22 protein-coding genes are annotated in these 24,700 nt (G+C 53.1%); 10 read left to right on the forward strand and 12 right to left on the reverse strand.

Annotation, left to right across the window (positions count from 1 at the left end; all coding sequences use genetic code 11):
* Positions 1–117 precede the first annotated feature (117 nt).
* Positions 118–1,077: a quinone oxidoreductase family protein gene (locus tag C173_RS25065; RefSeq protein ID WP_036729877.1), complete on the forward strand. Its 960-nt coding sequence runs from the start codon at positions 118–120 to the stop codon at positions 1,075–1,077.
* Between the two features lie 284 nt (positions 1,078–1,361).
* Complete coding sequence (locus C173_RS25070; RefSeq protein WP_036730225.1) at positions 1,362–1,967, forward strand: histidine phosphatase family protein; 606 nt, start codon at positions 1,362–1,364, stop codon at positions 1,965–1,967.
* Positions 1,968–2,081: 114 nt separating this feature from the next.
* Here C173_RS25070 and C173_RS25075 read toward each other — a convergent pair whose 3' ends face one another.
* Positions 2,082–3,128, reverse strand: a complete 1,047-nt coding sequence (locus C173_RS25075; RefSeq protein ID WP_036729879.1) for an aromatic ring-hydroxylating oxygenase subunit alpha — start codon at positions 3,126–3,128, stop codon at positions 2,082–2,084.
* Positions 3,129–3,476: 348 nt separating this feature from the next.
* On the opposite strand from C173_RS25075, the gene C173_RS25080 reads away from it, so the two are divergent.
* From C173_RS25080 to C173_RS25100, 5 genes are all read left to right on the forward strand, one after another.
* Positions 3,477–4,307: a PRD domain-containing protein gene (locus tag C173_RS25080; protein WP_036729881.1), complete on the forward strand. Its 831-nt coding sequence runs from the start codon at positions 3,477–3,479 to the stop codon at positions 4,305–4,307.
* A gap of 138 nt (positions 4,308–4,445) precedes the next feature.
* On the forward strand, positions 4,446–6,353 hold the full coding sequence (locus tag C173_RS25085; protein WP_036729883.1) for a beta-glucoside-specific PTS transporter subunit IIABC: 1,908 nt from the start codon (positions 4,446–4,448) through the stop codon (positions 6,351–6,353).
* A gap of 28 nt (positions 6,354–6,381) precedes the next feature.
* A complete protein-coding gene (locus tag C173_RS25090; RefSeq protein ID WP_036729885.1) occupies positions 6,382–7,839 on the forward strand; it encodes a glycoside hydrolase family 1 protein in 1,458 nt (485 codons plus the stop codon).
* Positions 7,840–7,844: 5 nt separating this feature from the next.
* Positions 7,845–8,795 carry a 2-keto-3-deoxygluconate permease gene (locus C173_RS25095; RefSeq protein ID WP_036729887.1) on the forward strand — a complete coding sequence of 317 codons (951 nt, stop codon included), beginning with the start codon at positions 7,845–7,847 and terminating at the stop codon, positions 8,793–8,795.
* A 196-nt stretch (positions 8,796–8,991) separates the two neighbouring features.
* The gene (locus tag C173_RS25100) at positions 8,992–9,534 is read left to right on the forward strand and encodes an NADPH-dependent FMN reductase (protein ID WP_036729889.1); all 543 of its coding nucleotides are present in this window, start codon (positions 8,992–8,994) and stop codon (positions 9,532–9,534) included.
* Between the two features lie 129 nt (positions 9,535–9,663).
* On the opposite strand, the gene C173_RS25105 is transcribed toward C173_RS25100, so the two are convergent.
* Positions 9,664–10,725, reverse strand: coding sequence for a LuxR C-terminal-related transcriptional regulator (locus tag C173_RS25105; protein WP_051478362.1), 1,062 nt, complete (start codon positions 10,723–10,725; stop codon positions 9,664–9,666).
* 123 nt (positions 10,726–10,848) lie between these two features.
* On the opposite strand from C173_RS25105, the gene C173_RS25110 reads away from it, so the two are divergent.
* A complete protein-coding gene (locus tag C173_RS25110; protein ID WP_063830945.1) occupies positions 10,849–11,985 on the forward strand; it encodes a saccharopine dehydrogenase family protein in 1,137 nt (378 codons plus the stop codon).
* On the opposite strand, the gene C173_RS25115 is transcribed toward C173_RS25110, so the two are convergent.
* The 4 genes from C173_RS25115 to C173_RS25130 all read right to left on the reverse strand — a co-directional run bounded on the left by C173_RS25115 (position 11,948) and on the right by C173_RS25130 (position 14,449).
* The gene (locus tag C173_RS25115) at positions 11,948–12,721 is read right to left on the reverse strand and encodes a DUF817 domain-containing protein (RefSeq protein ID WP_155991632.1); all 774 of its coding nucleotides are present in this window, start codon (positions 12,719–12,721) and stop codon (positions 11,948–11,950) included. The two genes, C173_RS25110 and C173_RS25115, sit on opposite strands and share 38 nt — an antisense overlap.
* Before the next feature lie 29 nt (positions 12,722–12,750).
* The gene (locus C173_RS25120) at positions 12,751–12,966 is read right to left on the reverse strand and encodes a helix-turn-helix domain-containing protein (protein ID WP_036729893.1); all 216 of its coding nucleotides are present in this window, start codon (positions 12,964–12,966) and stop codon (positions 12,751–12,753) included.
* Between the two features lie 10 nt (positions 12,967–12,976).
* Entirely contained in the window at positions 12,977–13,465 is a 489-nt protein-coding gene (locus C173_RS25125) for a DUF2975 domain-containing protein (protein WP_036729895.1), read from the reverse strand.
* A gap of 102 nt (positions 13,466–13,567) precedes the next feature.
* Positions 13,568–14,449, reverse strand: a complete 882-nt coding sequence (locus C173_RS25130) for a LysR family transcriptional regulator (RefSeq protein WP_036729896.1) — start codon at positions 14,447–14,449, stop codon at positions 13,568–13,570.
* Between the two features lie 146 nt (positions 14,450–14,595).
* Between C173_RS25130 and C173_RS25135 the strand changes: the two genes are divergently transcribed.
* Positions 14,596–15,279, forward strand: a complete 684-nt coding sequence (locus tag C173_RS25135; protein WP_036729898.1) for an O-methyltransferase — start codon at positions 14,596–14,598, stop codon at positions 15,277–15,279.
* A 95-nt stretch (positions 15,280–15,374) separates the two neighbouring features.
* Here C173_RS25135 and C173_RS25140 read toward each other — a convergent pair whose 3' ends face one another.
* The 6 genes from C173_RS25140 to sbnA form a co-directional block, all read right to left on the reverse strand.
* Positions 15,375–16,295, reverse strand: coding sequence for a metal ABC transporter substrate-binding protein (locus tag C173_RS25140; protein ID WP_036729901.1), 921 nt, complete (start codon positions 16,293–16,295; stop codon positions 15,375–15,377).
* Positions 16,292–17,134, reverse strand: a complete 843-nt coding sequence (locus tag C173_RS25145; protein ID WP_036729903.1) for a metal ABC transporter permease — start codon at positions 17,132–17,134, stop codon at positions 16,292–16,294. The genes C173_RS25140 and C173_RS25145 overlap by 4 nt, the downstream gene beginning before the upstream one ends.
* Entirely contained in the window at positions 17,127–17,870 is a 744-nt protein-coding gene (locus C173_RS25150) for a metal ABC transporter ATP-binding protein (protein ID WP_200869588.1), read from the reverse strand. The genes C173_RS25145 and C173_RS25150 overlap by 8 nt, the downstream gene beginning before the upstream one ends.
* 759 nt (positions 17,871–18,629) lie before the next feature.
* Positions 18,630–19,943 carry an alkaline phosphatase family protein gene (locus tag C173_RS25155; protein WP_051478365.1) on the reverse strand — a complete coding sequence of 438 codons (1,314 nt, stop codon included), beginning with the start codon at positions 19,941–19,943 and terminating at the stop codon, positions 18,630–18,632.
* 1 nt (position 19,944) lies between these two features.
* The gene (locus C173_RS25160; RefSeq protein ID WP_036729907.1) at positions 19,945–21,171 is read right to left on the reverse strand and encodes an MFS transporter; all 1,227 of its coding nucleotides are present in this window, start codon (positions 21,169–21,171) and stop codon (positions 19,945–19,947) included.
* Positions 21,172–21,420: 249 nt separating this feature from the next.
* On the reverse strand, positions 21,421–23,703 hold the full coding sequence (gene sbnA, locus C173_RS35525; protein WP_327196490.1) for a 2,3-diaminopropionate biosynthesis protein SbnA: 2,283 nt from the start codon (positions 23,701–23,703) through the stop codon (positions 21,421–21,423).
* 111 nt (positions 23,704–23,814) lie between these two features.
* Here sbnA and C173_RS25175 point away from each other — a divergent pair, with 111 nt between their 5' ends.
* Positions 23,815–24,651 (forward strand): YheC/YheD family protein, encoded by an 837-nt coding sequence (locus C173_RS25175; RefSeq protein ID WP_036729909.1) that lies wholly within the window; start codon positions 23,815–23,817, stop codon positions 24,649–24,651.
* The last annotated feature ends 49 nt before the right edge of the window (positions 24,652–24,700 follow it).

The following is a 24,700-nucleotide window of genomic DNA, read 5'->3' on the forward strand; positions in this document are numbered from 1 at the left end:
AGCCGTTGACTTTGTACGTAATACAAACTATTATTGTTTGTATTACAAACCTTTTAGTTTGTTTCACAAACCAAAACACTCACCCGGATAACTATCCGGGTAAATGGAGGCCTATTTATGTACGCTGCTATTGTAAGATCATTCGATTCAGGTCCGAAATACGAAAAGGTTGAAGCTCCGGTACCTTCAGGAGAACACGAAGCTCTGGTGGATGTGCTGGCCGCCGGATTACATCTCCGGGTCCGGGCACAAGCCGATGGTTCTCACTACACCAGTACGGATGAACTGCCGCTAATCCCTGGAATTGACGGTGTCGGACGGCTCCCGGACGGCAAGCTTGTCTATTTTGTAGCCACCGATACGGCCCTGGGATCATTCGCAGACCAGACCCTCATCGATCTCCGCCGTGCTGTCCCGCTCCCCGCAGATGCTGATCCCGTGCTCATCGCCGCCGCGATGAATCCGGCCATGTCCTCCTGGGTAACTCTCCGCCGCCGCGTTCAGGCTAAGCCCGGGTTCAAGGTACTTATTCTGGGTGCTACCGGCAACTCCGGGCAGATGGCCGTGCAGATCGCCAAGCTTATGGGAGCCAGTCAGATCATCGCTGCCGGACGGAACCTGGAACGTCTGCGTTCGCTTACACAGTATGGTGCAGATGTAGTCATACCGCTTACCGGAGATCCCGGGGCAGTGGCCCGGAACCTCGGCGAAGCCTCAGCTGAAGTGGATATCGTTCTCGACTATCTGTGGGGTGATCCTGCTACACTCTCCATGCTCCCGATATTAACCCGCCGGTCCGACCGCAGCCGGCTGTTAACCTGGATTCAGATCGGTTCCATGGCAGGCGCGGACGCCGCGATTCCTTCCGCTGCACTCCGTTCTGCCAACTTCCAGATCATCGGCAGCGGCCAGGGGTCCATCACGCCTGCCGGATATCTGGCCGAATTCCCGGCGTTGATCCAAGCGATTACAGAGGGTCAGCTTACAGCGAACCCTATCATTTATCCGTTATCTCAGATTGAACAAGTATGGAAGAATAAGCCAGACAGTCAGCAGCGTATTGTCTTCGTGCCGTAAGCAGAAACGGATTACCGTCCTTTTAAAGGACGGTAACGTTTCAGCGAGAAATAGAAGGATAATGCATTGCGTGAAACCTATACATTCTTATATTTTAAAATAAGTAATTCCCGAACCCTCCAGGCAAGCTATGTCCGGGTATTGTCAATCTGTGCTACCAAGGTTGTAACTTCTGTTCTTGAACATTCTGGAAAGTAAGTGATAGACTTAGCAGGATATCCTTTTTGAAGGAACCTTTTAAGGAATCATACTTACGCATCATAGAACAGGGGGCCGAGGAGCAGTTGGCGATATATCTGGTAAGACACGGCAAGGATGACGAAGGATATCGCGGCGGATGGAGCCAGCGGGGGCTAAATACCCAAGGCTACAGACAAGCCGAGAAGCTGGGCTGTTTTTTGAGAGAGAATTCGGCTTCATTCCCTATACAACGTATAGTCAGCAGTGATCTGCAGCGGGCGCTGGATACAGCCGGCGAGCTGGCAAGAGAGCTGAAGTTACCCTTGGTGCGCAGCATGGATTGGCGGGAGATGAACAATGGCGTGATCGCCGGTATGCCGAACGAAATCGTGAACGAACGGTACCCCGGCTTATACTTCTCAGGACTGCGGATGGACGAGCGTTATCCCGGCGGAGAGAGTCCGCTCGAATTTTTCACACGGATTCAAGAGACCTTCACCCGGCTCTGCGAAGAGTATGCGGACAGCGGCCCCGATGATAACATAATTATTGTTACACACGGCGGTGTCATAAATATCATCTATCACATCATCAAAGGGATCGATTGGAATAACCGTGGCAGTAAATTCCCGGCTTCCTATGCCAGCCTGCACAGAATTGAGCTTGTGGACGGAAGATGGAGCCTTTCTCTGGAAAATTATACGGTCTAGCTGCTGCCGCTGACTCGACGTTACGCAGGCAGCCTAGACCCAATCAACACAACAGCACACGCCCGGCTGCCGAGCTTCTGCTCTCTGCTGCCGGGCGTGTGCTGTTAATAATGCTCAGGACGTATAATTCTGCCCCAGCCCCAGACTGCTTAGCAGCTGTCTATAAGCAATGGAGGTGCGGTCTGCCGGAATATGGGCTTCAGCCTGCAGATCCAGCGGTAGATCCTCCGGCGTCTGCGACTCCACCATCTCCGCATCCTCCTGGAACACCTGCAGATTGAATTTCACCGTGTCCTCTAAGGGCGCATTCTTATCAAAATTCCGCGAGATCGGGCAGAACAGCCGGGTATAACGGGCCGACACCGGAGAAGCACAGTTCAGAATCTTCAGCCTGCCCTCATCCGGGAAATAGACAGTTAGCGAAGCGGCGAACGGTGCGAATACACGGAACTCCCGCAGCCACTGGAAGCCTTCCGGCGCAGGATTCTCCTGCCCTTTGCCATAGTTGCTGACCGTGCTCCAGTATTCGGCCACCAGCTCCGTCTCCCCTTCACGCCACACCTTGTACTGGGGGACCTCTGTATTATTGCGGTCACCGAAGGTTGCCGTATGCACGTAAGCGAAATGGGATACATCAAGGAAGCCTTCCATCTGCCGCCCGGACGAGCCGGCAATATCGAAGCTTGGGATCAGAATATTAATATAGTCGGGATCATCCCAGGCCGGGAAGGCGGGAATCTGCTCCGGCGCATCTGCCAGGCAGGTCCAGATCAGACCGTAGCGTTCGATGGCCGGATAGACAATCAATTTCAATTTGGGCGAGATTTTGGCGCTTGGATGTGCCGGTACCGCAGTACATTTCCCCTCACAATTATAGCGGAACCCGTGATACGGGCAGACAATCTCCCCGTTCTCCACCCATCCCTTACTCAGCGGGGCTCCCCGGTGAAAACACAGATCCCGGGCAATAACCACCTTGCCTCCGCTGCGGTAGCATACCAGCTTCATATCCAGCAGCTTCACAGCCACCGGCTGATCCTGTACCTCTGCTGCTGTAGCCACCGGATACCAGTACTGGGCCAGAATACGCCAGTCTTCTGGCGAGAAGGTGCAATCACGCGGGAGTTCAAGCTCTGCCTGCCGTTTCTTTTCCTCTATCATGGCTGCCCCACCTCTCCATATATTATAGATACATAAGATTCCTTAATTATATGTCAGAATAACTGACTTGTTGAGTGTATTTTAAGCTAATTCCATCATGACAATCAATTATTTAGCTTAATATTTTGTATTCGAGCCTAAAATCAGCTATTCAATGTTATGCAAAATGACATATAAATTGATTTCTAATACCCATAAAATGCATGATTGACATTTCGAAGCTGCTGATTATAATAAGGTTATATTCCTTACACGGACTGTTACTGGGCAACCAGGCATGACCGAAAACGATTACATTTTTTTGTAATCCTTTTCGGTCATTTTTATTTGGCGGGGAGGTGAGTATGTATGAAGGTCATCAAAAAAGTGAACAACAATGTAGCTATTGCTATTAATGACAACAATGAGGAAGTGTTTGTGGTTGGCAAGGGCGTTGGTTTCCCAAAGACCCCCTATCAGTTAACTGAAACCGATATGGTGGTGGAGAAAATCTTTGTCGCTCCCAAAAACATCCGCATGTACGACTTGTTGAACAGCATTCCGATTGAGCATATCTATCTGGCGGAAGAAGTCATTACCATGGGCAGCGACATTCTGCATAAGACGTTCAATACCAATCTGCTGCTCACTCTCTCTGACCATATAAGTTTTGCTCTGGCCCGTACCCGTGAAGGTGTCTCCATCAAGAATCCGCTGGAATGGGAAGTGCGCACCCTATACCCGGATGAGACCCGTGTAGGTGAAGCTGCAGTCCGGTTAATTGAAGCTACAGCGGGAGTCCGTCTCCCGGCAGCCGAAACGACCCTGATTGCCTTACATTTTGTGAATGCCCAGGTGGGGTCTGGAGAAATGAGCGATACAACCAAAATTACCACCGTTACCGGTGAGATGCTGTCCATCATCAAATACGCGCTGAAAATTGATTTTGAGGAAGAGTCCATTCACTTCATGCGCTTCGCCACCCATGTCCGCTATTTCATCATGCGGCAGATGAGCGGCAAGTCGCTGAAGAAAGAGAATGAAGCGTTGTTTGAGATGGTAACAGAGAAATTCCCGCGTGAACTGGAGTGTGTGGAGAAGATCGCGGCATTCCTGCAGAACAATTACGGCTGGAGCTGCACCAATGATGAGAAGCTGTATCTGATTCTTCACATTCAAAGGTTAATCTCCAACGACTAGCCGGCCCTGCCCGATAATTGCATACTATGAATTGGACTGTTACTGATTCGATCAGGCATGACCAAGCACACGGGAATGACGATTCCCTGGCTTGGTCATTTTTTTATTCCCAGACTACTTTATGTAAGGAGAATGGTCATGAACAACAAGGAATTGGCCCAAAACGTACTGGAGCTTGTAGGCGGCGAACGTAATATCTCATCGCTCACCCACTGTGCAACACGGTTGAGATTCGTGCTTAAAGAAGACAGAAAGGCCGATCTGAAGGCACTGGACCGACTCGAAGGCGTACTGAAGGCGCAGAATGCAGGCGGGCAGGTTCAAGTGGTGGTCGGGAACAAGGTAGATGCTGTGTATGCTGAGCTGCGCAATCTCACCTCGGAGAACCTCCAGAGCGAAGACGGGGATGCAGCTCCCAAAAAGAAACAAAATCCGGTAAATGTGGTCCTTGAGACGATTGCAGGCATCTTCACTCCAGTGCTCCCGGCCTTGATCGGCTGCGGTATGATCAAGTGCGTGGCTACAGTATTGGCAGCGCTAGGATGGATGGAAGGCTCCGGGTTCCTGTCCATCGTCAATATGATTGGCGATCTGATTTTCTACTTCCTGCCCTTCTTCATCGCTGTAAGTGCTGCCCAGAAATTTAAAACCAATCCGTATCTGGCCGTTGCGCTTGCTGCCGGATTAATGCATCCCGTGATTCTGGATGGCGCAGCCAAAATTGCCGAAACCGGCGTGAAAACAATCGATTTCCTCGGCATGCCGATCCTGCTGATGAAATATTCCTCGTCGGTGATTCCAATCATTCTGGGCGTGTGGGTCATGAGCTATCTCTACCCTGTAGTGGACAAATTCATTCCCAAGTTTCTGCGGGTGCTCTTAACTCCAATGATTGTATTGTTCATCATGATCCCGCTGGAACTGATCGTACTTGGACCGGTCGGCTCTTATATCGGTACTTGGCTGACCGACGGCATCAACTACCTGTATGCAACCGTTGGCGTATTGGCAGGTACGATTCTCGGGTTCTTCAAGCCCATCATGGTTATGTTTGGCATGCATTACGCCATTATGCCGATCCAGATTCAACAGATTGCCAGCATAGGCTCGACCATGCTGCTGCCGGCCTCTCTTGCAGCTAACCTGGCCCAGGCGGGAGCCGCCTTCGGTGTCTTCGTCCTTACCAAGAGCAATACGATGAAATCCGCAGCCGGGTCAAGCGGTTTCACCGCCCTGTTCGGCATTACCGAGCCGGCGATTTACGGTGTCAATCTTCGTTACAAACGGCCGTTCTTTGCCGGGTGTGCGGCAGCCGGAATCGTAGGCGGTTTCTACAGTATTGTTCATGCGAGTGCAAATGCCATCGCCCTTCCGGGAGTCTTGGCCCTCGGAACGTATACAGCAGACCGTTACGTCTATATTGTGATCGGGTCCATCGCAGCAGTCGTTCTGGGATTTGTATTCACCTTGCTCGCAGGCATCAAGGAAGATGCGGGCGGGCAAGCCACTACGAAGGCTAAGAAGAACGCCGCTTCGCCGGCAGCCGCTCAGGATGCCACCCCTTTGGCATCCCGCGCTGCGGATACCGCTGGTATGCTGATCGTCAGCCCGATGACAGGTGAAATTAAGCCGTTAGCCGAGGTTGAGGACCAAGCCTTTTCTCAGGAGCTGATGGGTAAAGGCATTGCCATTGTGCCGAGTGAAGGCAGAGTGTACGCACCTTTTGACGGAGTGGTTGAGGCATTGTACAGAACCAAACACGCCATCGGGCTTAAAGCAGCGAACGGCGTGGAAATACTGATTCATATCGGCGTAAATACGGTGAGCCTGAAAGGCAAGCATTTCAAATCCTATGTAGAGCAAGGTCAATCCATTCAGGCAGGCGACCTGCTGGTGGAATTCGATTCCGAAGGAATTATTGCCGATGGCTACCCTACAATTACCTCTATTGTCGTGACCAATATGCAGCAGTTCGCCGATGTACTGACGGCCTCTGATAGCGGTCCCATCCAAGAAAGCGGAGCACTGCTCAAACTGATTCCATAACTCATACCAATCAAGGAGGAACAATATCATGACACAATCTATATTTCCGGAAGGCTTCCTGTGGGGAGGCGCTCTCTCCGCCTGTCAGGCGGAAGGTGCATATAATGTAGACGGGAAGAGTCTGACCATTCCTGATGTGATGCAATTCAATAAGAATAATGATCGTAAAGTAACCAAGCAGTTGAGAATTAACCGCGAAATGATCGAGGAAGCCAAAAACGACCCGGATACGGTTAAATATCCAAAACGCCGCGGCATCGACTTTTACCACACGTTCCGTGAGGATATCGCTCTGTTCGCCGAAATGGGCTTCAAGGTCTTCCGTTACTCCATCGCATGGGCCCGTGTATTCCCGGGCGGAGACGATGCCGCCCCGAACGAGAAAGCATTGCAATTCTACGATCAGGTGATTGAGGAGTGCCTGAAGCACGGCATGGAGCCGCTGATCACCATTAGCCATTTCGATACGCCGATCGTGCTGATTGACAAATTCGGCGGCTGGTATAACCGCAGGCTGGTGGACTTATATGTCAACTACTGCGAGGTGTTATTCAAGCGTTACAAGGGCAAAGTAAAGTATTGGGTGACGTTCAACGAGATCAATATGAGTGTCAAAGCCGGAGCAAAAACGCTCGGAATTATCGAATACGATGCACCGAATTATGAGGAAATGCTGTTCCAGGGGTTACACCATCAGTTCGTGGCAGCCTCTAGAGCGACCAGACTGGCGCATGAGATTGATCCGGGTAACCAAATCGGCAGCATGGTCGCTTACTTCACGACCTATCCGTACACCTGCAAACCGGAGGATGCCCTTCAGATGCAGAAGGATGACCAGATGAAAAACCAGTTCTTCCTCGATGTCTTGAACCTGGGCGAGTATCCTTATTACGCCAAGACGTATTTCAAAGACAAAAATATCACGCTGCACATCGAGGATGGCGATCTGGATAGCATCCATGCACATACGGCGGATTACGTCGGTATGTCCTACTACAACTCCATGATCTCCAGCAGTGACACAGAGCAGCTCGAACTGACGGCAGGCAACGTACACAGTGTCTATAAAAACCCGCATTTGCCGGAAAATGAGTGGGGCTGGCAGATCGACCCTGTTGGGCTGCGGTATACGTTGAATCTGGTGTATGACCGCTACAATAAGCCTGTGTTTATTCTGGAGAACAGCTCAGGCTTCTACGACAAGTTGAATGAAGACGGTACTGTGAACGATCCTTACCGCATAGATTTCTTGAGAAAACATATCGAACAGATGGGGCTGGCCATTCAGGATGGTGTCGAAATGATAGGCTATACCATGTGGGGGCCGATTGACATGATCAGCTCTTCTACCTCGGAAATGAGCAAACGTTACGGGTTCATCTATGTGGATCAGGATGACTACGGCAACGGGACGATGAAGAGAACCCGCAAGGATTCCTTCTATTGGTATCAGAATGTTATCCGGACGAACGGGGCCGAGCTGTAGGCAGTATGAATATACTACGGTCTGTCCAAAAAATACCTGGCGGTCTGCTCATCGTCCCCATGCTGCTGGCAGCCGCCGTCAACACGGTGTTTCCGCAGCTGTTCGGCATTGGTGATCCTACAACCGCTCTGTTTACCTCCAGAGGAACGATGGTGCTTATCGGCTTGATCCTGTTTGTATCCGGGACGCAGTTGGACCTCCGCCTGCTCCCTGCTACACTGAAGCGCGCCGGGGTGCATGTTCTGGCAAGAATCCTGATCGCCTGGATGTTTGGATGGGCATTCGTTTATGGATTCGGCATCGAGGGCTTTGCCGGTATTTCTGCCATTGCCTTCATCGCAGTGCTGACTAGCTGCAATCCGGGCCTTTACCTGGCGCTGATGAATTCCTACGGAGATGAAATGGATCAGGGAGCCTTTGGTATTTTGAACCTGATCGCCGTTCCGGTCATTCCGGTCATGATTCTGAACTCAGCCAGCGGGGCAGGAATTGATTATCTTAGCGTGGCGGCCACGCTGCTCCCTTTTGCCGTAGGTATACTGCTTGGCAATCTTGATGCTAACCTTCAGAAGATGTTTGCTCCGGGAACAGTGATCCTATTGCCATTCCTCGGCATCAGCTTCGGGTCTAGCATCAACCTGAGCCTGGCCTTCCGGTCGAGCTTATCCGGCCTGCTGCTAACCTTACTCTTCTTCCTGCTTTGTCTGCTGCCGCTGGTTATGATTGACCGTCACTTGTTAAAACGCCCGGGGTATGCAGCGGCGGCTACCTGTTCAGTCGCCGGTCTATCGATGGTTGTGCCCGGGATAGCTGCCGGTTTTAACCCGGCTTATGCACCATTTGCGGATACAGCTATAGCACAGATTGCTTTTACTGTCATCCTGACTTCCATCACCATACCTTATGTGGTTAAACGGCTGGCTGGAAAAGTGAACTCGGCCGAAGCCGGCCATTAGCTGCAACCAGAGACATAATACCAATTGCGGTCCATTGCCTTCCCAGATTCGGGTCTGCGATTGGGCCGCTTTAATTTTTAGCTAAAAATTTAACTAGGTTTCAAAATTTCACTTGCTTTATTAAAGTTATCAGCTATAATAAAAAACATATCAAGCAAAACAAATTACGGAAAACAAAATTCGAGGAGGAATTACAATGACAACACTTAATATCGGAATTATTCTTGGAAGCACACGCCAGGGCCGCGTTAGCCCGCAGGTAGGCGAATGGGTGAAGGGGATCGCTGATGCCCGTGGAGATGCTAATTACGAAATCGTAGATATTGCTGACTTCAAGCTGCCGCTGCTCGGGGAGAGCGACAGCTACGCTGAAGCTCAGGCTTGGGCAGCTAAGCTGGCTACCCTGGACGGATTCGTATTCATCGTTCAGGAATATAACCACAGTCTCTCCGGTGCGCTGAAGAACGCACTGGATTCTGCCCGCGAAGAATGGAACAACAAGGCTGCCGGAATCGTCAGCTACGGCTCCGCCGGTGGCGCCCGCGCCGCTGAGCATCTGCGCGGGATTCTCGGCGAATTGTCCGTCGCCGATGTTCGTGTCCACCCGCTTCTCTCGCTGTTCACCGACTTCGAGAACGGCTCGGTGTTCAAGCCGGCTGACCTGCATGCTGCCAATGTCAATGCTATGCTGGATCAGGTCTTGGCCTGGAGCGGCGCGCTGAAGACACTGCGCCAGTAAGAATTCATTCGAAGCAGTTCCAGATCTATACAAGTCCGAACATGAAGCAAGGGGAATCTCCAGCCAAAGGCTGTGGAGATTCCCCTTATTTGTTCTACATTTGTAATTCTCATAAGTAATTCTCGACCCTTATCGCGGAAGCAGCCGGCTGATCAGCTCTCTGCGGCTGGATACGCCTGTCTTGGCGAAGATGGATTTCAAATGATCCTGTACCGTGTAGGCGGAGATATGCAGCGATTCGGCCAGCTCCTTGGTCGATAACCCCAGCGCCAGCAGCTCTGCCAGCTCCTTCTCCCGCGCGGTCAGGGCGAAGGCTTCGGCCAGCAGCCGGAAAACATCGCCGGAGCGGGCACTTACCAAGGATACGGCGAGCTGTGTCTGCGGGCCGCCAAGCAGGCTTGCGGTAACTGTCAGATACGCCCCGTCTCCGATTGGAAGACTTATTCTTGCCTGAGAAGTCCCGGCTCCGGCGGGCTTCTTCGCGCCGAGCACCCGCAGGCAGACGGCACGCACCGGGCCTGGAAGCTGCCCTTCTTCCAGCTGCTCCAGGCTCCAGATCTGCTTCAGCCAATAACGGGCTGCTGCATTCGCACTGACCGGTACCAGCCGCTCACTCAGCACCAGAATACCGTTATCCTCCGGCACTGCCCGGTCCGCTCCGGATACCGGCAGGATAGAGGAATACGCACGCAGACGTTCAGCGATCAGCGAAGCTACCGAAGCCAACAAGGCACATTCCTGCTCCTGAAACGCCGGCTGGCCCAACTGACGGAATAAGGTCAGGAACCCCCAGCAGACCCCGCCTGTGCGCAGCGCTACGCGCAGCTCATCCCCGAATCCGGCGGGCTGCAGCACCTTGCGGTACCGCGCGCTTTTCTCCAGGCTTCCCCCGGTCACTCCGCTTAAGCAGACTGCCGGAATATCCGACACCGCTAACTGCTCATACTTCATATAATCCTCATGCAGATATTCATATTCGAACAATAGCGGATGAACCTCTTCAAGTCCCTGCTCCGTGACTGCCCCTGTGGTTAAAAGCGTGTGCGGGTCTACTGTCGTACAACAGGCCGCAGCGAACGGAACCAGCAGGCGGAGCCTGGCAATTACCGCTTCGCGGTACTGCTGTGAATCCAGAACCGGACCACCCCGGACAGGGTCAAGCTGTAATAGGCTATGTACTCCCTTGTTCATCTTCTGTCCTCCCCGAAATCCCACAAATGTGGGATAGTCTGCCGCCCGCCTTAGCAGGATAATGATACGTAACGTTAATTATACCGCAGATTCTGCAATCCACCACGAAGGACGGGAATACTTATGAAAACAGATATTGTAGTAATCGGCGGCTACGGGCATGTCGGGTCACAGATATGCCGGCTACTCGGGGCACAGCACCCCGGCAAGGTCTACGCGGCAGGAAGAAACCTGAACAGGGCCGAGGAATTCTCCCGCAGTACCGGCGGATATGTGAAGCCGCTGCGCCTGTCGGCAGAGAAGCCGCTTCCCCCAGAGCTGCTGGGGAAGGTCAAGCTGGTCGTCATGTGTCTAGATCAGCAGGACACCAGGCTAGCAGAAGCCTGCCTCCAGAGCGGCACCCATTATGTAGATGTCTCGGCAAGCGGAGACTTCCTGACTATGCTGCAAAGGCTCGACCCTGTGAAGCATAAGCTCAAGGCGGCAGCAGTGCTGAGTGTCGGCCTCGCACCAGGGTTAACGAACCTGCTTGCGGCACGGGCTGTCCAGGAGCTGGACCATACAGAGCAGATCGACATCTCGATCATGCTGGGACTGGGTGACAGCCATGGACAGGCGGCTATGGAGTGGACGGTGGACAACCTTGGAGCCGACTTCGAGATTACCGAACACGGCAGACCGCGCACCGCCTCAAGCTTCACGGAGGCTAAGACTGCGGATTTCGGGTTTGCTCTGCGGACGCATAGAGCCTACCGGTTTCCTTTTTCGGATCAGATGACTCTGCCTCAGACCCTTGCCGTACCTTCTGTCTCGACCCGGCTCTGCTTCGATTCACGGAGCATGACCTCAGCCGCAGCTCTGCTGCGCCGCACCGGACTCTCCCGTCTGCTGCGTAACCGGACGCTCCGCAACCTCGCGGTCCAGGCGTTCACCCGCTTCCGCTTCGGGTCCGAGCGCTACGCGGTCAAAGTCGATGCCTGTGGCATGAAGGACGGTATACCCGCCTCCAGAGAATACGGAATCACAGGCGTACATGAAGCATCCATCACAGCAGCAACGGCTGCTGGAGTCGCCTTGAGACTCTATGAGTCAGCACCGTCTCCCGGTGTCTATCACATTGAACAGCTATTCTCCCTTGATTCCAACGGGGAACAATGTTCGCTAATCCCTTCCGTCTCCGGCGGAACGGGACCGTCCTTCCGTTATCCGCTGGACGGACTGGCTATCTGGACCCGTTCCGGCCGGCCTTCACATGCTTAAGCTGAGCGACAATAATCACGCTGATAATCACCAGCAGGAACCATGAGCTGATCTTGCCGAAGCCGACCAGATGCCAGCTCTCGTGCTGGTCCGGGTATTGCCACGCTCCCAGGAGGGTCGCAATATTCTCGGCCAGCCAGATGAAGAACCCTACAATGGCAAAAGCCAGCACAAGCGGCATCCGGTAGGTCTTGCCCTGCACCCGGTAGATGATCCAGGTTCTCCAGAATACCACTACTACAAGGACTGTCAGCCACCAGCGGAAATCCGGAATATAGTGGTGGGTGAAGAAGTTCAGGTAGATCGCTCCGCCCAGCAGTCCAGCAGCGGCAAGACCCGGCCAGCCGGTCAACTCCATCTTCAGTCTGCGCCAGATCTGGCACATATAGCTGGCCACACTGGCATACATGAATCCGCTGTACAGCGGCACACCGAGCAGCTTCGCATAACCGGGTTCCGGGTAGGCCCAGGAGCCCATTTTTATTTTATACATCTCCAGCACCAGTCCAATTACATGAAACACACAGATGACCTTAAGCTCATCCAGCGTCTCCAGCCCGCTCCGGTACATCAGGTACTGCACAGTAAGCAGAATTAGCAGAATCAGATCATAGCGGTGGATGAACGGCAGCTCGATTGTGCGGGTCAGGATTAACGTTCCAAAGATCGCTACAGGAAAGATACAGCTCATCGCCTGATGATACCCGAAGTGCAGCAGCCGTGTCATGGTTCTCAATACCGTTCCCTCCCCGCTCCCGATGTCCATTATTCTATAGCATCCGCTGTGTATTCCAGAATATCTCCCGGCTGGCAGTCCAGCGCCTTACATATCGCCTCAAGCGTTGAGAAACGGATCGCTTTGGCCTTGCCGTTCTTCAGAATGGACAGGTTCGCCATCGTAATTCCCACCCGCTCCGTAAGCTCGGTTACGCTCATTTTCCGTTTGGCCAGCATGACATCAATGTTGATTATAATCGCCATGGTCGTCACCTCAGACTGTCAGATCATTTTCAGATTTCAGTTCAATAGCGTCTTTCAAAAGCTTCTGGAGAACTGCCGCGAACACGGCAATGACCAGCGAGGCAAAAATAAGGATCATCCCGATGACGATGATCCCCGGGGCATCATCCTTCTCCGCCATCAGATAGAACAGCGGTAACCCTATAACGAATATCCCGCTGATGGCCACTGCGCAGTGCTTGATATTCTTCAGCACCTGTACCGAAGCCTCCGAGAAGGCCATGTTCTGGTCAATATACCCCAGCAGCCTGAAGGTCTGATAGAGCGCAATGTAGAAAGGTACCGCCGCCCCGTATAAATCAATCATGACCAGAGCCTTGAGGTACGCATGCTCCGGATACAGCTCGGCTGCAAAGCCGGCGATGGACGGAACCGCAAAGATACACAGGGCCAGTGCACCCATGCCCAGCAGAAGAATCACAGCCTTCAAAAAAGTGGTTGAAGCGGGTTTACGTTTCATCAAGACAAGCACCTCACTCATTAATTGTGAGTTCAATTTAACACAGTATTTATCGTTTATCAATATATTTAGATCGAATAATAATATTTAATTATTGTTTTATCATTCCCGGCAGATGTCAATAAACCGCTGTAGCCCGGCTGACAGGGTCTCGTTCTTGCGTGTACAGACAGCAATATGATTGCTAAGCTGAATGCCCTCCACCTGTACCCGGCATAACTGCTTCCACTCCACATAGTCCCGCACAGCCAGCGAGGAGATGAAGTTGGCGCCATACCCTGCCATGACCGAACGAATGACTTCGCCCAACCCGCTGAATTGCAGGGTCACACGCGGCGGCTTCAGGCCGTAGGTTGTACAGAGCGAGACCAGACGCTCCCGGGTGGAGCTGCCTTCCTCACGCATCACGAACGGCTCCTGCATCATCTCCGGCAGCGATACCGTACCATTGGCAAAAGGATGGGAAGGGGCCACTACGAACCACAGCTCATCCTCAAACAGCTCCAGCCAGTCTACATCCTCCGGCTTCTCCTTGGCTCCGCCCCCGTAAAAGGCCACATCTGCTTCATGACGCTGCAATTGTTCAAAGGCCTGCGTGGAATTGGTCGTGGTAATCTCAATCTCCATCTCGGGCTGCCCCGCCTTGAACCGGGCCGCCCAGCCCGGGACCAGGAAATTCGCCGGAAGATAGGTGGCGGCAATGCGCAGCTTCCCTTTCCGGCCCTGGCGGTAATCCTCTACGAACTCCTCTATCCGTTCTTCATAGGTGAAGAGATTGCCTGCCTGCTTCGCCAGCTCTGTGCCGAAGGGAGTCAGCGAGATTCCCCGGCCGCTGGGACTACACAGCGGCAGCCCCAAATCCTTCTCCAGCTTCTTGATCTGGCTGGTCACCGCCGGCTGGCTGATCCTCAGCCGGGCAGCCGCCTTCGTAACGCTTCCCGTCTCGGCTACATAATAAAAAAGCCTCAGTGCATGAATGTTCATAATTACCCTCCTATTCACCGGTTGTATTCATAATCTATACTTATGATTATACCATTAACATATATTAGTATTATGATTGACAATCCTTTATATTTAAAGCAGTTCTAATACACCAATACAAAAACACAACTAACGGAGGGATTCACATGGAAGAACAGAACAAATGGAGCAACGTAGACGCTTATTTCAATGACCGATTATTGGCGGCAGATCCGGTCCTGGATGCTGTGCTGGATGCGAATACAGGGGCCGGCTTACCGGCGATTGATGTCGCTCCGAATCAGGGGAAGCTGCTGCATCTGCTCGCTAAAATGAAGGGAGCGTCCAACATTCTGGAGATTGGCACCCTGGGCGGTTATAGCACCATCTGGCTGGCGCGGGCGTTGCCGGAGACGGGCAGGCTGGTCTCGCTGGAATTCGAGCACAAGCATGTTGTAGTAGCTGAGGATAACCTGAGAATGGCGGGGCTGGCAGACAAGACAGAGGTAATTGAAGGCCCGGCGCTGGATTCGCTGGCGCTGCTGGAAGCCCGGGGCTATGAGCCGTTTGACTTCATCTTCATTGATGCCGACAAGCCTAATAATCCGCATTACCTGAAGTGGGCGCTGAAGCTGGCCCGGCCGGGCGCAGTCATCGTAGCCGATAACGTGGTGCGTGACGGCGAGGTTATTGACCCGGGCAGTGCAGATGACCGGGTTCAAGGCATCCGGCAGTTCATGGAGCTGCTCGCCGCAGAGCCGCGTATAGATGCTACTGCAATACAGACGGTCGGCAGCAAGGGCTATGACGGCTTCGTGCTCGGGATTGTCACCACACAAAATAACCCCTAAGGATAACGAATAACCCGCAGGCAAGGATAGCAGTGCTTATCCGGCCTTGCGGGTTATTTGTTGTTGCGGGCTCTTTTTCGTACACAGGCATCTGCCTATTCCTTCGATAAGCCCTCAATCACCTGATCGATATTCCACTTAATCATCTTCAGATAGGTGTCTCCGTCTTCGCCTTCCTTAGCCAGAGAATCCGTGAAAATCTTGGAGTGAACCGGCACCCCGGTCTCGCGGGAAATCGTCTCCATCGTCTTGGGGTTGACGCTCGTCTCCAGGAATAACGCCGGAATCTGCTTCTCCTTAATGATGCCGATGATCCGGTTCATCTGCTCCGGTGTTCCCTGGCTGTCAGTGTTGATCTCCCAGATGAAGGCGGACTCGAAGCCATAGGCCTGGGAAAAGTATTTGAAGGCCCCTTCACTGGTCACCAGCACGCGCTTCTCCTGCGGGACCTTGCTCACAGCTTCCTTGGCATACTGATCCAGCTCCGTCAGCTCCTTCACATATGCGGTCTGGTTATCCAGATAATACTGCTTGTTGTCCGGGTCCCGTTCGATCACACGCGCGGTAATGACGTCCACATACTTGACCGCATTTTGTATATCCAGCCAGGCATGAGGGTCAACCTGGGACTCCTTCCCCTTCTCGGTTAGGTACATCGGCGTGACCTCTTCGGAGACGGCAAACGCGGCCGCTTCCTTCTTCGTCACCTTGAGCAGATCCTGGAACCAGCCCTTGCCGGTCTCCAGATTCAAGCCGTTATAGAAAATAAGGTCCGCACTGGAGACCCTGCCTGTATCTGCGGGCAGCGGGTCATACATATGCGGGTCAGTGCCGATAGGCACCATGCTGTAGACCTCCGCTTTATCTCCGGTGATATTCCGGGTCATGTCTGCAATAATCGAATACGTGGCCACGATCTCCAGCTTACCGTCATCCGCTCCCCCCTTACTGGTGTTGGAGCATGCTGCTAGTAGTAGAATGAGTACGGATGCCGATAGTATTTTGAACAGTCTCATGCTTGCTTCAATCCTTTCCGCAGAAAATTATTCTTGGGCGATATGATGAATGAAATGCTGAACAGTGTGACGCCTACCAGCACGATGGTTGCACTTGTCGGCAGATTGTAGCGGAAGCTCACGTATACACCGATGATCCCCGAGGCTGCCCCTACTGCAGAGGCCAAAACGATCATATGCAGCAAGGAATTCGACCACAGATACGAGGTGGCTGCCGGAATGACCAGCATGGCGATGACCAGCACAATCCCGACCTGGGACAAGGAGGAGACGGTCACTACGGAGAGCAGCATCATCAGCAGATAATGATAAAAACCGGTCTTCAGCCCGTAAGCCTTCGCTACCACCGGATCGAACGAGCTGATCAGCAGCTCCTTGTACAGCAGTGTAATGATGGCAAGCACCGCCAGCATGATGATGAAGGATTGCAGCAGCTCGGATTGCGGAACGGCCAGAATGTTGCCGAACAGAATATGGGTGAGATCCAGCCCGCTGCGGGCGAACGTAATCAAGACAATGCCGAGTGCAAAGAACGAGCTGAGAATGATGCCGATGGAGGTATCACTCTTAATATTGCTGCGGCTGGTGATGAATTGAATGAGAATAGCGGCTAACAGGCCGAACAACGAAGCGCCCAGCAGGATGTTGATGCCCAGAATATAAGACAGGGCGACGCCCGGAAGCACCGCGTGAGATAAGGCATCGCCCATCAGCGACATTTTGCGCAGAACGATGAAGCTGCCCAGCGCCCCCGAGACAATCCCGAGGATAATCGCAGATAACCCGGCGTTAATGGCGTATACTGGAATATTCAGCAGACTGGATAAGGACTCAAGCATGAGCGGCACCTCCCGCCCCCTGGATCATTACATTGCCCAAGGAGGTACCATAGGCTCTGCGGATATTCTCCGTGGTGAAGGTATCCTGCACATCTCCGAAGGCGATTAGCTGCTTGTTGAGCAGAATGATTTTGTCAAAATATTCTTCGACCTCATGCAGATCATGATGCACCACCAGGATGGTCTTGCCTTCCTCGCGGAGCTGCTTGAACAGGTTCACAATGATGCGCTCGCTGACCATATCAATGCCGACAAACGGCTCATCCAGGAAAAACACACTGGCCTCCTGGGCCAGCGCCCGGGCGATAAACACCCGCTGCAGCTGCCCGCCGGACAAATTGCTGATCTGCTTATCCGCAAGGTCACCGATCTCCACCATCGCCATGCTGCGCTCTGCAATCGCTCTCTCCTTCTTCCCCGGACGCCGGAACAGCTTCAGGTTCGGAAAAGTTCCGGTCAACACCGTATCCTTCACTGTAATGGGAAAAGTCAGGTCGATATCATTCTTCTGCGGCACATAGGCGATATTCCGTCTGTACAGGGCAATGTCCTTCCCCTCTGCCTTCACCGTTCCGCTTCTCTTCTTGATCACATCCAGCAGCGCCTTAATGAATGTGGATTTACCGGCGCCATTGGGCCCGATAATGCCTACCGAATGCCCGAAGGGGATATCGAGCGTCACTCCTTCCAGCGCCGAATGGCCGAAATAATCAACATTTAAACCTTTAATCTGAATCATGTCAGCACCCCGTCTCTTATTTAGCCTATCTAGTCTTTTTAGGTTTTGGGATTGGCCGTGACTCCAGAGAAGTTTTGGACTTCCGGCCGCTACCTCTCCTCCAGTTCCAAAATTCCCCTCCGCCACTTTTCCCGCAACTTGAATTATTCAGTTCAAACTATATGGCCTATTAATGAGTCTATTGTTTCTCGTATACATATATGTTTCCCCGAGGAAACTTTTATTCTTATGGATAATATATTTGATCATAGGCAAATTGTCAACGGTAATTTAAATTTAAATTACAGTCGTGGCGTTGGTTAATGTTCAGGGGCAGCGCCTCCCTCTTAGCGGCAAACAGGTGGAAAAACGTATCTTAATTAGCCCACTTCAGGCAAATGCATGGCAACAAGTGGAAATAGTGCAACTAAAATAGTTTGTTTGGGCTTCTGCGGCTAAATAGGCTGAAATTAAGTGTTGTTTATACAACTGTTGTCCGGGAAGCGCTCATTCGTTCATCAGCAAGTGGAGGAAATCCACCTATTTCCTGCGGTAAACGCCACTCTACCTCGGCGCGCACATTGTGTTCGCTTTTTCGCCTACATTCAGCTTGCGTGCACCCGCTCCACACCCCCGCATAAGCAAGCTATCCTCCTGTTCACCCACCCTATCAACAACAAAAAAAGCCCAACCCGGCGGCCGCGTGCGCGGACATCCTGATCAGACCGATGGAAGTTGCTCTATTCATCATTCATACTACCATTACTATTCCCCTAGCTATGCCTCAAAAATCTCCTCCAGCACCCGCCCGTCCCCCGGCCCGAACTCCATCCCCAGAATTCGTCCCATCGTCGGGGCGATGTCGACCATCTCCAGATCGCCGATGGGATAGCCCTGCTTGATCCCAGCCCCTGCGATGACGAGATTGCAGCGGTACCCGCTTGCATCTGGCGAGTAGCCATGCGTAGCATAGCGTATACCCTCCGCCTGCAGATCGGTGATCAGCGTGTCCGCGAGCGCCTCATCGAAGCTGTAGCCCCGTTGTGCTTCAAGCATGACTTTTGCCACCGGACTGGCATGAAGCTGCTTCAGCGTCTCTTCCGTATATACACTCTCAATGCCGGGTGCTCCGTCACGCCTATATTCATTCACCGCCGCCAAGGCCAGCCGCTGCGCTTCCTCATCTCCGGGCTGCACATGCAGATAAGCTGAACCGCCGCCGCTCTGGAAGTAGGCCCGCCACTGCATCACGCCATCCTTCTCATAGATCAGCCCCTTAGCCTGCAAAAGATTGTTCAAATGCACCTTGTAGCGCACGTTGAACTGACCATGATCACCCAGTACCATAATTACCGTCTCCTCCCGGATTCCGGTATCATCAACCGCCTGCATAATCTCCCCCAGCCGGTTGTCCATCCGCAGGATGACATCGTCTACTTCCCCGCTATCCGTGCCGTACATATGCTTGGTGTCATCCAGGTCGATTAGATGCATCATGAGCAGGTTCGGCTTATGCCGCTTAATCGTATCGGCGGCGCATTTCGTGGTGAAGTTATCGAGCTGCGGCTGGGCGATGCCCTGCCTGATCCGTCCGTATTTCAGCTCCAGCCGGGCGCAGTACAGGGGACTGCCGCTTCGCAGTATCTTGAGCGCCTGATTCTCTCCTTTTAGCGCACGGATCTCTGGAATATTATACTGAATCGAGGACTTGCCGCTTACCGGCCAGAGCAGTCCCGCCGTACTCAGCCCCGCCTTACGCGCGGCATCATAGATCGTTAGCACCTGGACCGCCTCCCGGAACCAGAACCAGCGCTGCTCCTCCTCCGGCACGAACGGCTGCAGCGGATTGTTGTGATAGATGCCGTGTTTATCCGGGTAGACGCCGGTAGCGATGGTCGTATGTACCACGTAAGTGAGCGTAGGATAGACACTTCTGAGACGGTTGCTGTAGGCACCGCTGGTGATCAGCTTGGACAGATTGGGCAGGCGGCTGGCTATCTCCCAGTGATCTTCAGAGAAGGCATCATAGGAAATGACGATCAGATGCTTGGCTGCTGAGGGTGGTGGCGGTTGCAGTCCAGTAGATTCCATACTATGTCCCCTTTGGCAATGTGATGAAGATGAAGAAGCCGATCAGAAAGAGCGGAATAATCGACAAAATACTGTAGCGGGCATCCCCGGTCAAGGTAGTGGTCAGAGACATTAAGGCAGGGCCGAGAATCGCCGCGAACTTGCCGAAGATATTATAGAACCCGAAGAATTCGTTGGAATTCTCCTTCGGGATGATTTTGGCGAAATAGGACCGGCTAAGCGCCTGAATACCGCCCTGTGCCGAGCCGATCAGCGCACCCAGCAGGAAAATATGCCATACCGAGCTAATGAAGAACGCTGCGATACAAGAAATAACGTAGGTGAAGATCCCGGCAATAATCAGATTCCGGGCGGAGTAGGTTTTGGCCAGATTGCCATAGAGAATCGCGCAGGGAAAGGCAATAATCTGGATGATGAGCAGAATTCCCAGCAGCGTGAAGGTATCCAGGGCATCTGTGCCGAGAACGGAGGTGGCGTAGGGCACAACCATTTTGATAATCGTATCCACTCCGTCAATGTAGAAGAAGTAGGCGAGCAGGAACACAAAGACGATTCGGTGCTGGCGGATATTCCTGAAGGTGGCAGCGATACGCTGGAAGCTCCGGGCAACAGGCTTCGGCTCAGGCTCGATATAATATCTCTGCTTCACATCGCGGATCATTGGCACCGTAAGCAGCCCCCACCAGAGCGCCGTAATGATGAACCCGATCTGGTAGCCGATGGCCTTGTCCATCCCCAGCAGGAAGATCAGCAGCAGGCTGATACCGAACGGAATACAACTGAAGATGTAGCCGTAGGCGAACCCTCGGGTAGACACCTTGTCCATCCGTTCATCCTCCGTAACATCCACCAGGAAGGAATCATAGAAGATATTGGACCCGGCGAAGCCGACCGCTGACAGAATGTAAAAGGCGATGAGCAGCTGCCATTGACCGCTGTCCGGGGACACGAAGGCCAGGGAGGCGGTGGCAAGGATACCGAGCGCAGCGAAAAAAATAAAAAACCGCTTCTTCCGGTCCTTATAATCGGCAATCGTACCGAGAATCGGGCTGAGGACCGCGACCAGAATACTGGCGATGGAGTTGAAGTACCCCAGGTCCATGCTGCTGCCCACATTATCAAACATCCCGAAGATAATCGGCAGCAGCGCCGTAGTCACGGCCATCGAATAAGCGGAATTCCCGCAGTCGTACAGAATCCACGATCTCTCCTCTTTGCTTAGCTTCATCTCATCTTCTCCTCTTATAACCGATTGTTTCAGTTATATCACGCCAACATATTAAGGATGTTAATGGGGTGTAAAATCACGGGCGGATCTGCTATTACGATTACGTCCATCATACCATAGGCCTTCTTCCCAGGTGATGACTATATCTGAATCCGTTCGATCGGGTCGCCAAGGAACGTTAATAGTCATCTGACAATAAGCTTGGCCTTATCGGTCCACAGCCGATAAGGCCAAGCTCAGGTAAGGTGGTCACACCAGATATTCATCCATGGCTGACAGCAGCTCCGCTCCGAATTGGTTCTGAACCCAGGTGTCCGAGTATACCGTATCGAGATACCGTTCTCCCTTATCATGCAGGATGGCGGTGCAGACCGCGCCGGGAGGGATCTCCTCCTTAAGTTGCCGAATAGCGGCAAGCACTGCCCCGGAGGAGGCTCCGGCCAGAATGGATTCCCTGCGGGCCAGCGCCCGGCAGCCCTTCACCATATCGGCGTCGGTCACATGCACAATCCGGTCGATCAGGTCCAGTCTGCATAACGGGGGCACAATACCGGCACCCAGTCCAGGGAAGTGCCGCTTCTTCGGATAACCGCCAAAAATAACGCTACCCTCTGCATCCACCGCCACAATCCGGGTCCGCAATCCCTTGTCCTTCACGTATTCTGCCAGCCCGTTTATCGTTCCGCAGGTACTGACACTACAGAATAGGTAATCGACCTGCCCCAGCTCGTTCACGATCTCAGGCATAGTCGTATCATAATGGGACAGATAGTTATTGGGATTGGCATACTGATTCGGCCAATAGCTGCCCGGGTTCTCCGCGAGCAGCTGCTGCACACGCTTCAGGCGGGCCGGCAGGAATTCCCCGGTTTCAGGATCAGGGCGGTCAATGAAATCAATGTCCGCACCCAGGGCCTTCAGCATCTGAAGATTCATCCCGGTGGTTCTGGCATCCACCACACTGATGAAGCTCATCCCGAGCTGCTTGCATATCATGGCCAGGCTGATGGCCATATTCCCGGAACTGGATTCAATAATAACGGTCCCCGGCCCGATAAGACCTTCCTTCCACGCTTCCCGGATCATCCGCAAGGCTGGGCGGTCCTTTGCGCTTCCTCCCGGGTTCATCAGCTCCAGCTTGGCGTATACGCTGAACCCGCTGGCAGCAAACAGATGCTCCAGCTTGAGGAGCGGTGTATGTCCGATAGCCGATAAAATCCCGCTGGTAAGCTGAGGCTCTGCCCGCTGCTCCACTGTCTGCTGCTCCGTTTGATCTTTCCGGTAATACAGCTTCTTGTTCTTCACCTGCCCGCCGATAAGCTCCCCGTCCTCTGCCGTCAGAATGACCTCAATATCGTCAAGCAGGTGATTTGCGATCATCAGACCAATCTCCGGGATGCATGCCCTGATCTCTTCCCTGATGACCGGAACGCAGGATAGAGCTGCTGACCTGCTCTGGATATACACGGATAATGCATTATGGCTGACATGAACCCGGACCCTGGCCTGCTGAAGATGACGGTAGACCACCTGTTCAATATCGTAGATGCTGATTTTCTCCCCATGCTTCAGCTCACGGCCCACCCGTTTGACGATGGACTGGAAGCTCTGCCGTTCCACCCCGTCTACCTGCACGGTCCTGAAATCCCTCACCACATCATAGGTGACAAACCGGAGGGCTGGCAGCAGCTTACGCACGGTTGAAGTTAACACCAGAATGCCTTCGCCGTTACTCAGCGGGTCGAGCCCTTCCCCTACGATCTCCATTCCCACAGCTTCGGCAACAATGCCTTCAGCCAGCAGATACCGGCCCAGCTCATACGAATAATAAGCAATCGTGCCGATTTCAATCGAACCGTACGTATCGGTAATATCCTGCGGCCTCAGGCCGAACAGGCGGGCCATGTTCTGCTGCCACTCCCGGGTAGCGATCTCGCCGACCAGAATGATTTTGCGGATTCCGAACGCCCGGGGGTCCTCCGCAGCATATACGATATGATCCAGGATAGAGGGCATGGTGTACAGCAGGTCGGGCTGGAAAGCCTGAATACGCTCAATATGCTGTTCTACCGGCAACTCGAAGGGAATGGAGCTGTTAACCAGTCCCAGCCGTGCAAAAATAGCCAGCGCCGTATTCGCAGCATGTCCGGTCCCCATATCCGCCAGCGCCCTTGCACATCCGCTTCCCTGAAGCAATTTTTCGAACAGCCTGGTTTTGATATCGATATAATGCTGTTCATCCTCTTCCGAATAGACGATTGATTTGCGCCGTCCTGTACTGGTGCCCGAGGTCCGGTAGACTGCAAGAGAAGCATCGGGTTCGTTATTATAATAATGAGTATCCAGCAAATCCGAAGTCATAAGGGGAAGATGCTCCAGACTGTAATTCACGTGCTCATTGCCGATAAGATCCTTGTACCAGGGGAAGTACCTGATTACTTCGTTTACTTTATCCCGCCACTGCTCCGCCATTCCTTTCGACGCCTCCCGCACCGGTTGCCTGAACGCAGCCTCCCGGATGAATACCTTCAATAATCTATGTAATCATCTGCCTGTGTGTTCAGCCCCGGGGCATCCGCCCAAGCCAAATCCGGCTCTGTACCGTACTATAGCCTATTAGAGTCCATAGAACGGGGGATTAGCATGAAGGAGCAAATCAGCCGAATATCCAATAAATTAACGAAGACAACGATACTGGCGAAGAAGTCTGAATTAAAGCGGCATATCCCGGAGACCCGAAAACTAAGCCGGAGAGTACTCCAGGCCATGCTGCAAAATCATCAGATGGTCTATATTAAGCCCTGCTGCGGTTCGTTAGGCGAAGGGGTCATAAGGGTTGAACAGCGGATACTGCGGAGCAATAGCGGCGCTGGCGGAAGCGGGGCTGATTCGGGGAACGCGCGGTCCTACCGCTATCAGGCAGGGACAAGGATAAGCACATTCGGTAATTATAACGAGGCCTATCAGTCCCTCCTGGCGGAGACCCGGGGCCGGTCCTATCTGGTACAAAAGGGCATCCGGCTGCTGACTTACGGCGGACGGCCTTTTGATATCCGTGTGATGGTGCAGCGTAATCTTCAGGGGAAGTGGGAGGCTACAGGAGCGGCGGGACGCGTGGCGCATCCGCAGAAGGTGGTTACGAATGGCAGCCAGGGCGGAACCATCTATCCGGTGGAGACGCTGCTGAAGGCCTACACCCGTTCCGAGAAGCGCAAGACTCTGCTTGCCCAAATGAACGGACTTGGCGTGAAGTGCGCCATCCAGTTAAGCTCTGCCTATCCCGGACTTAAGGAAATCGGCGTGGATGTGGCCTTGGACCGGCGGCTGACTCCCTGGATTCTGGAAGTGAACACCGCCCCTGATCCCTGCCCGTTCACCAAGCTGAAGGATCCCCGGATGCTGAACCGGATCGTAAGATACGGCACAGCCTACGGGCGTACGTACAATCTGAAGTGCCGGAAGGCCAAGAGAGGCGTGTAGGTACAGCATGCCCCATCCTTGCGCCCGGCCTCCCGGCCGAGCGCAAGCT

Origin of the sequence: Paenibacillus sp. FSL R7-277 (assembly GCF_000517965.1) — a bacterium.
GTDB classification, from domain to species: Bacteria; Bacillota; Bacilli; order Paenibacillales; family Paenibacillaceae; genus Paenibacillus_AQ; species Paenibacillus_AQ silagei.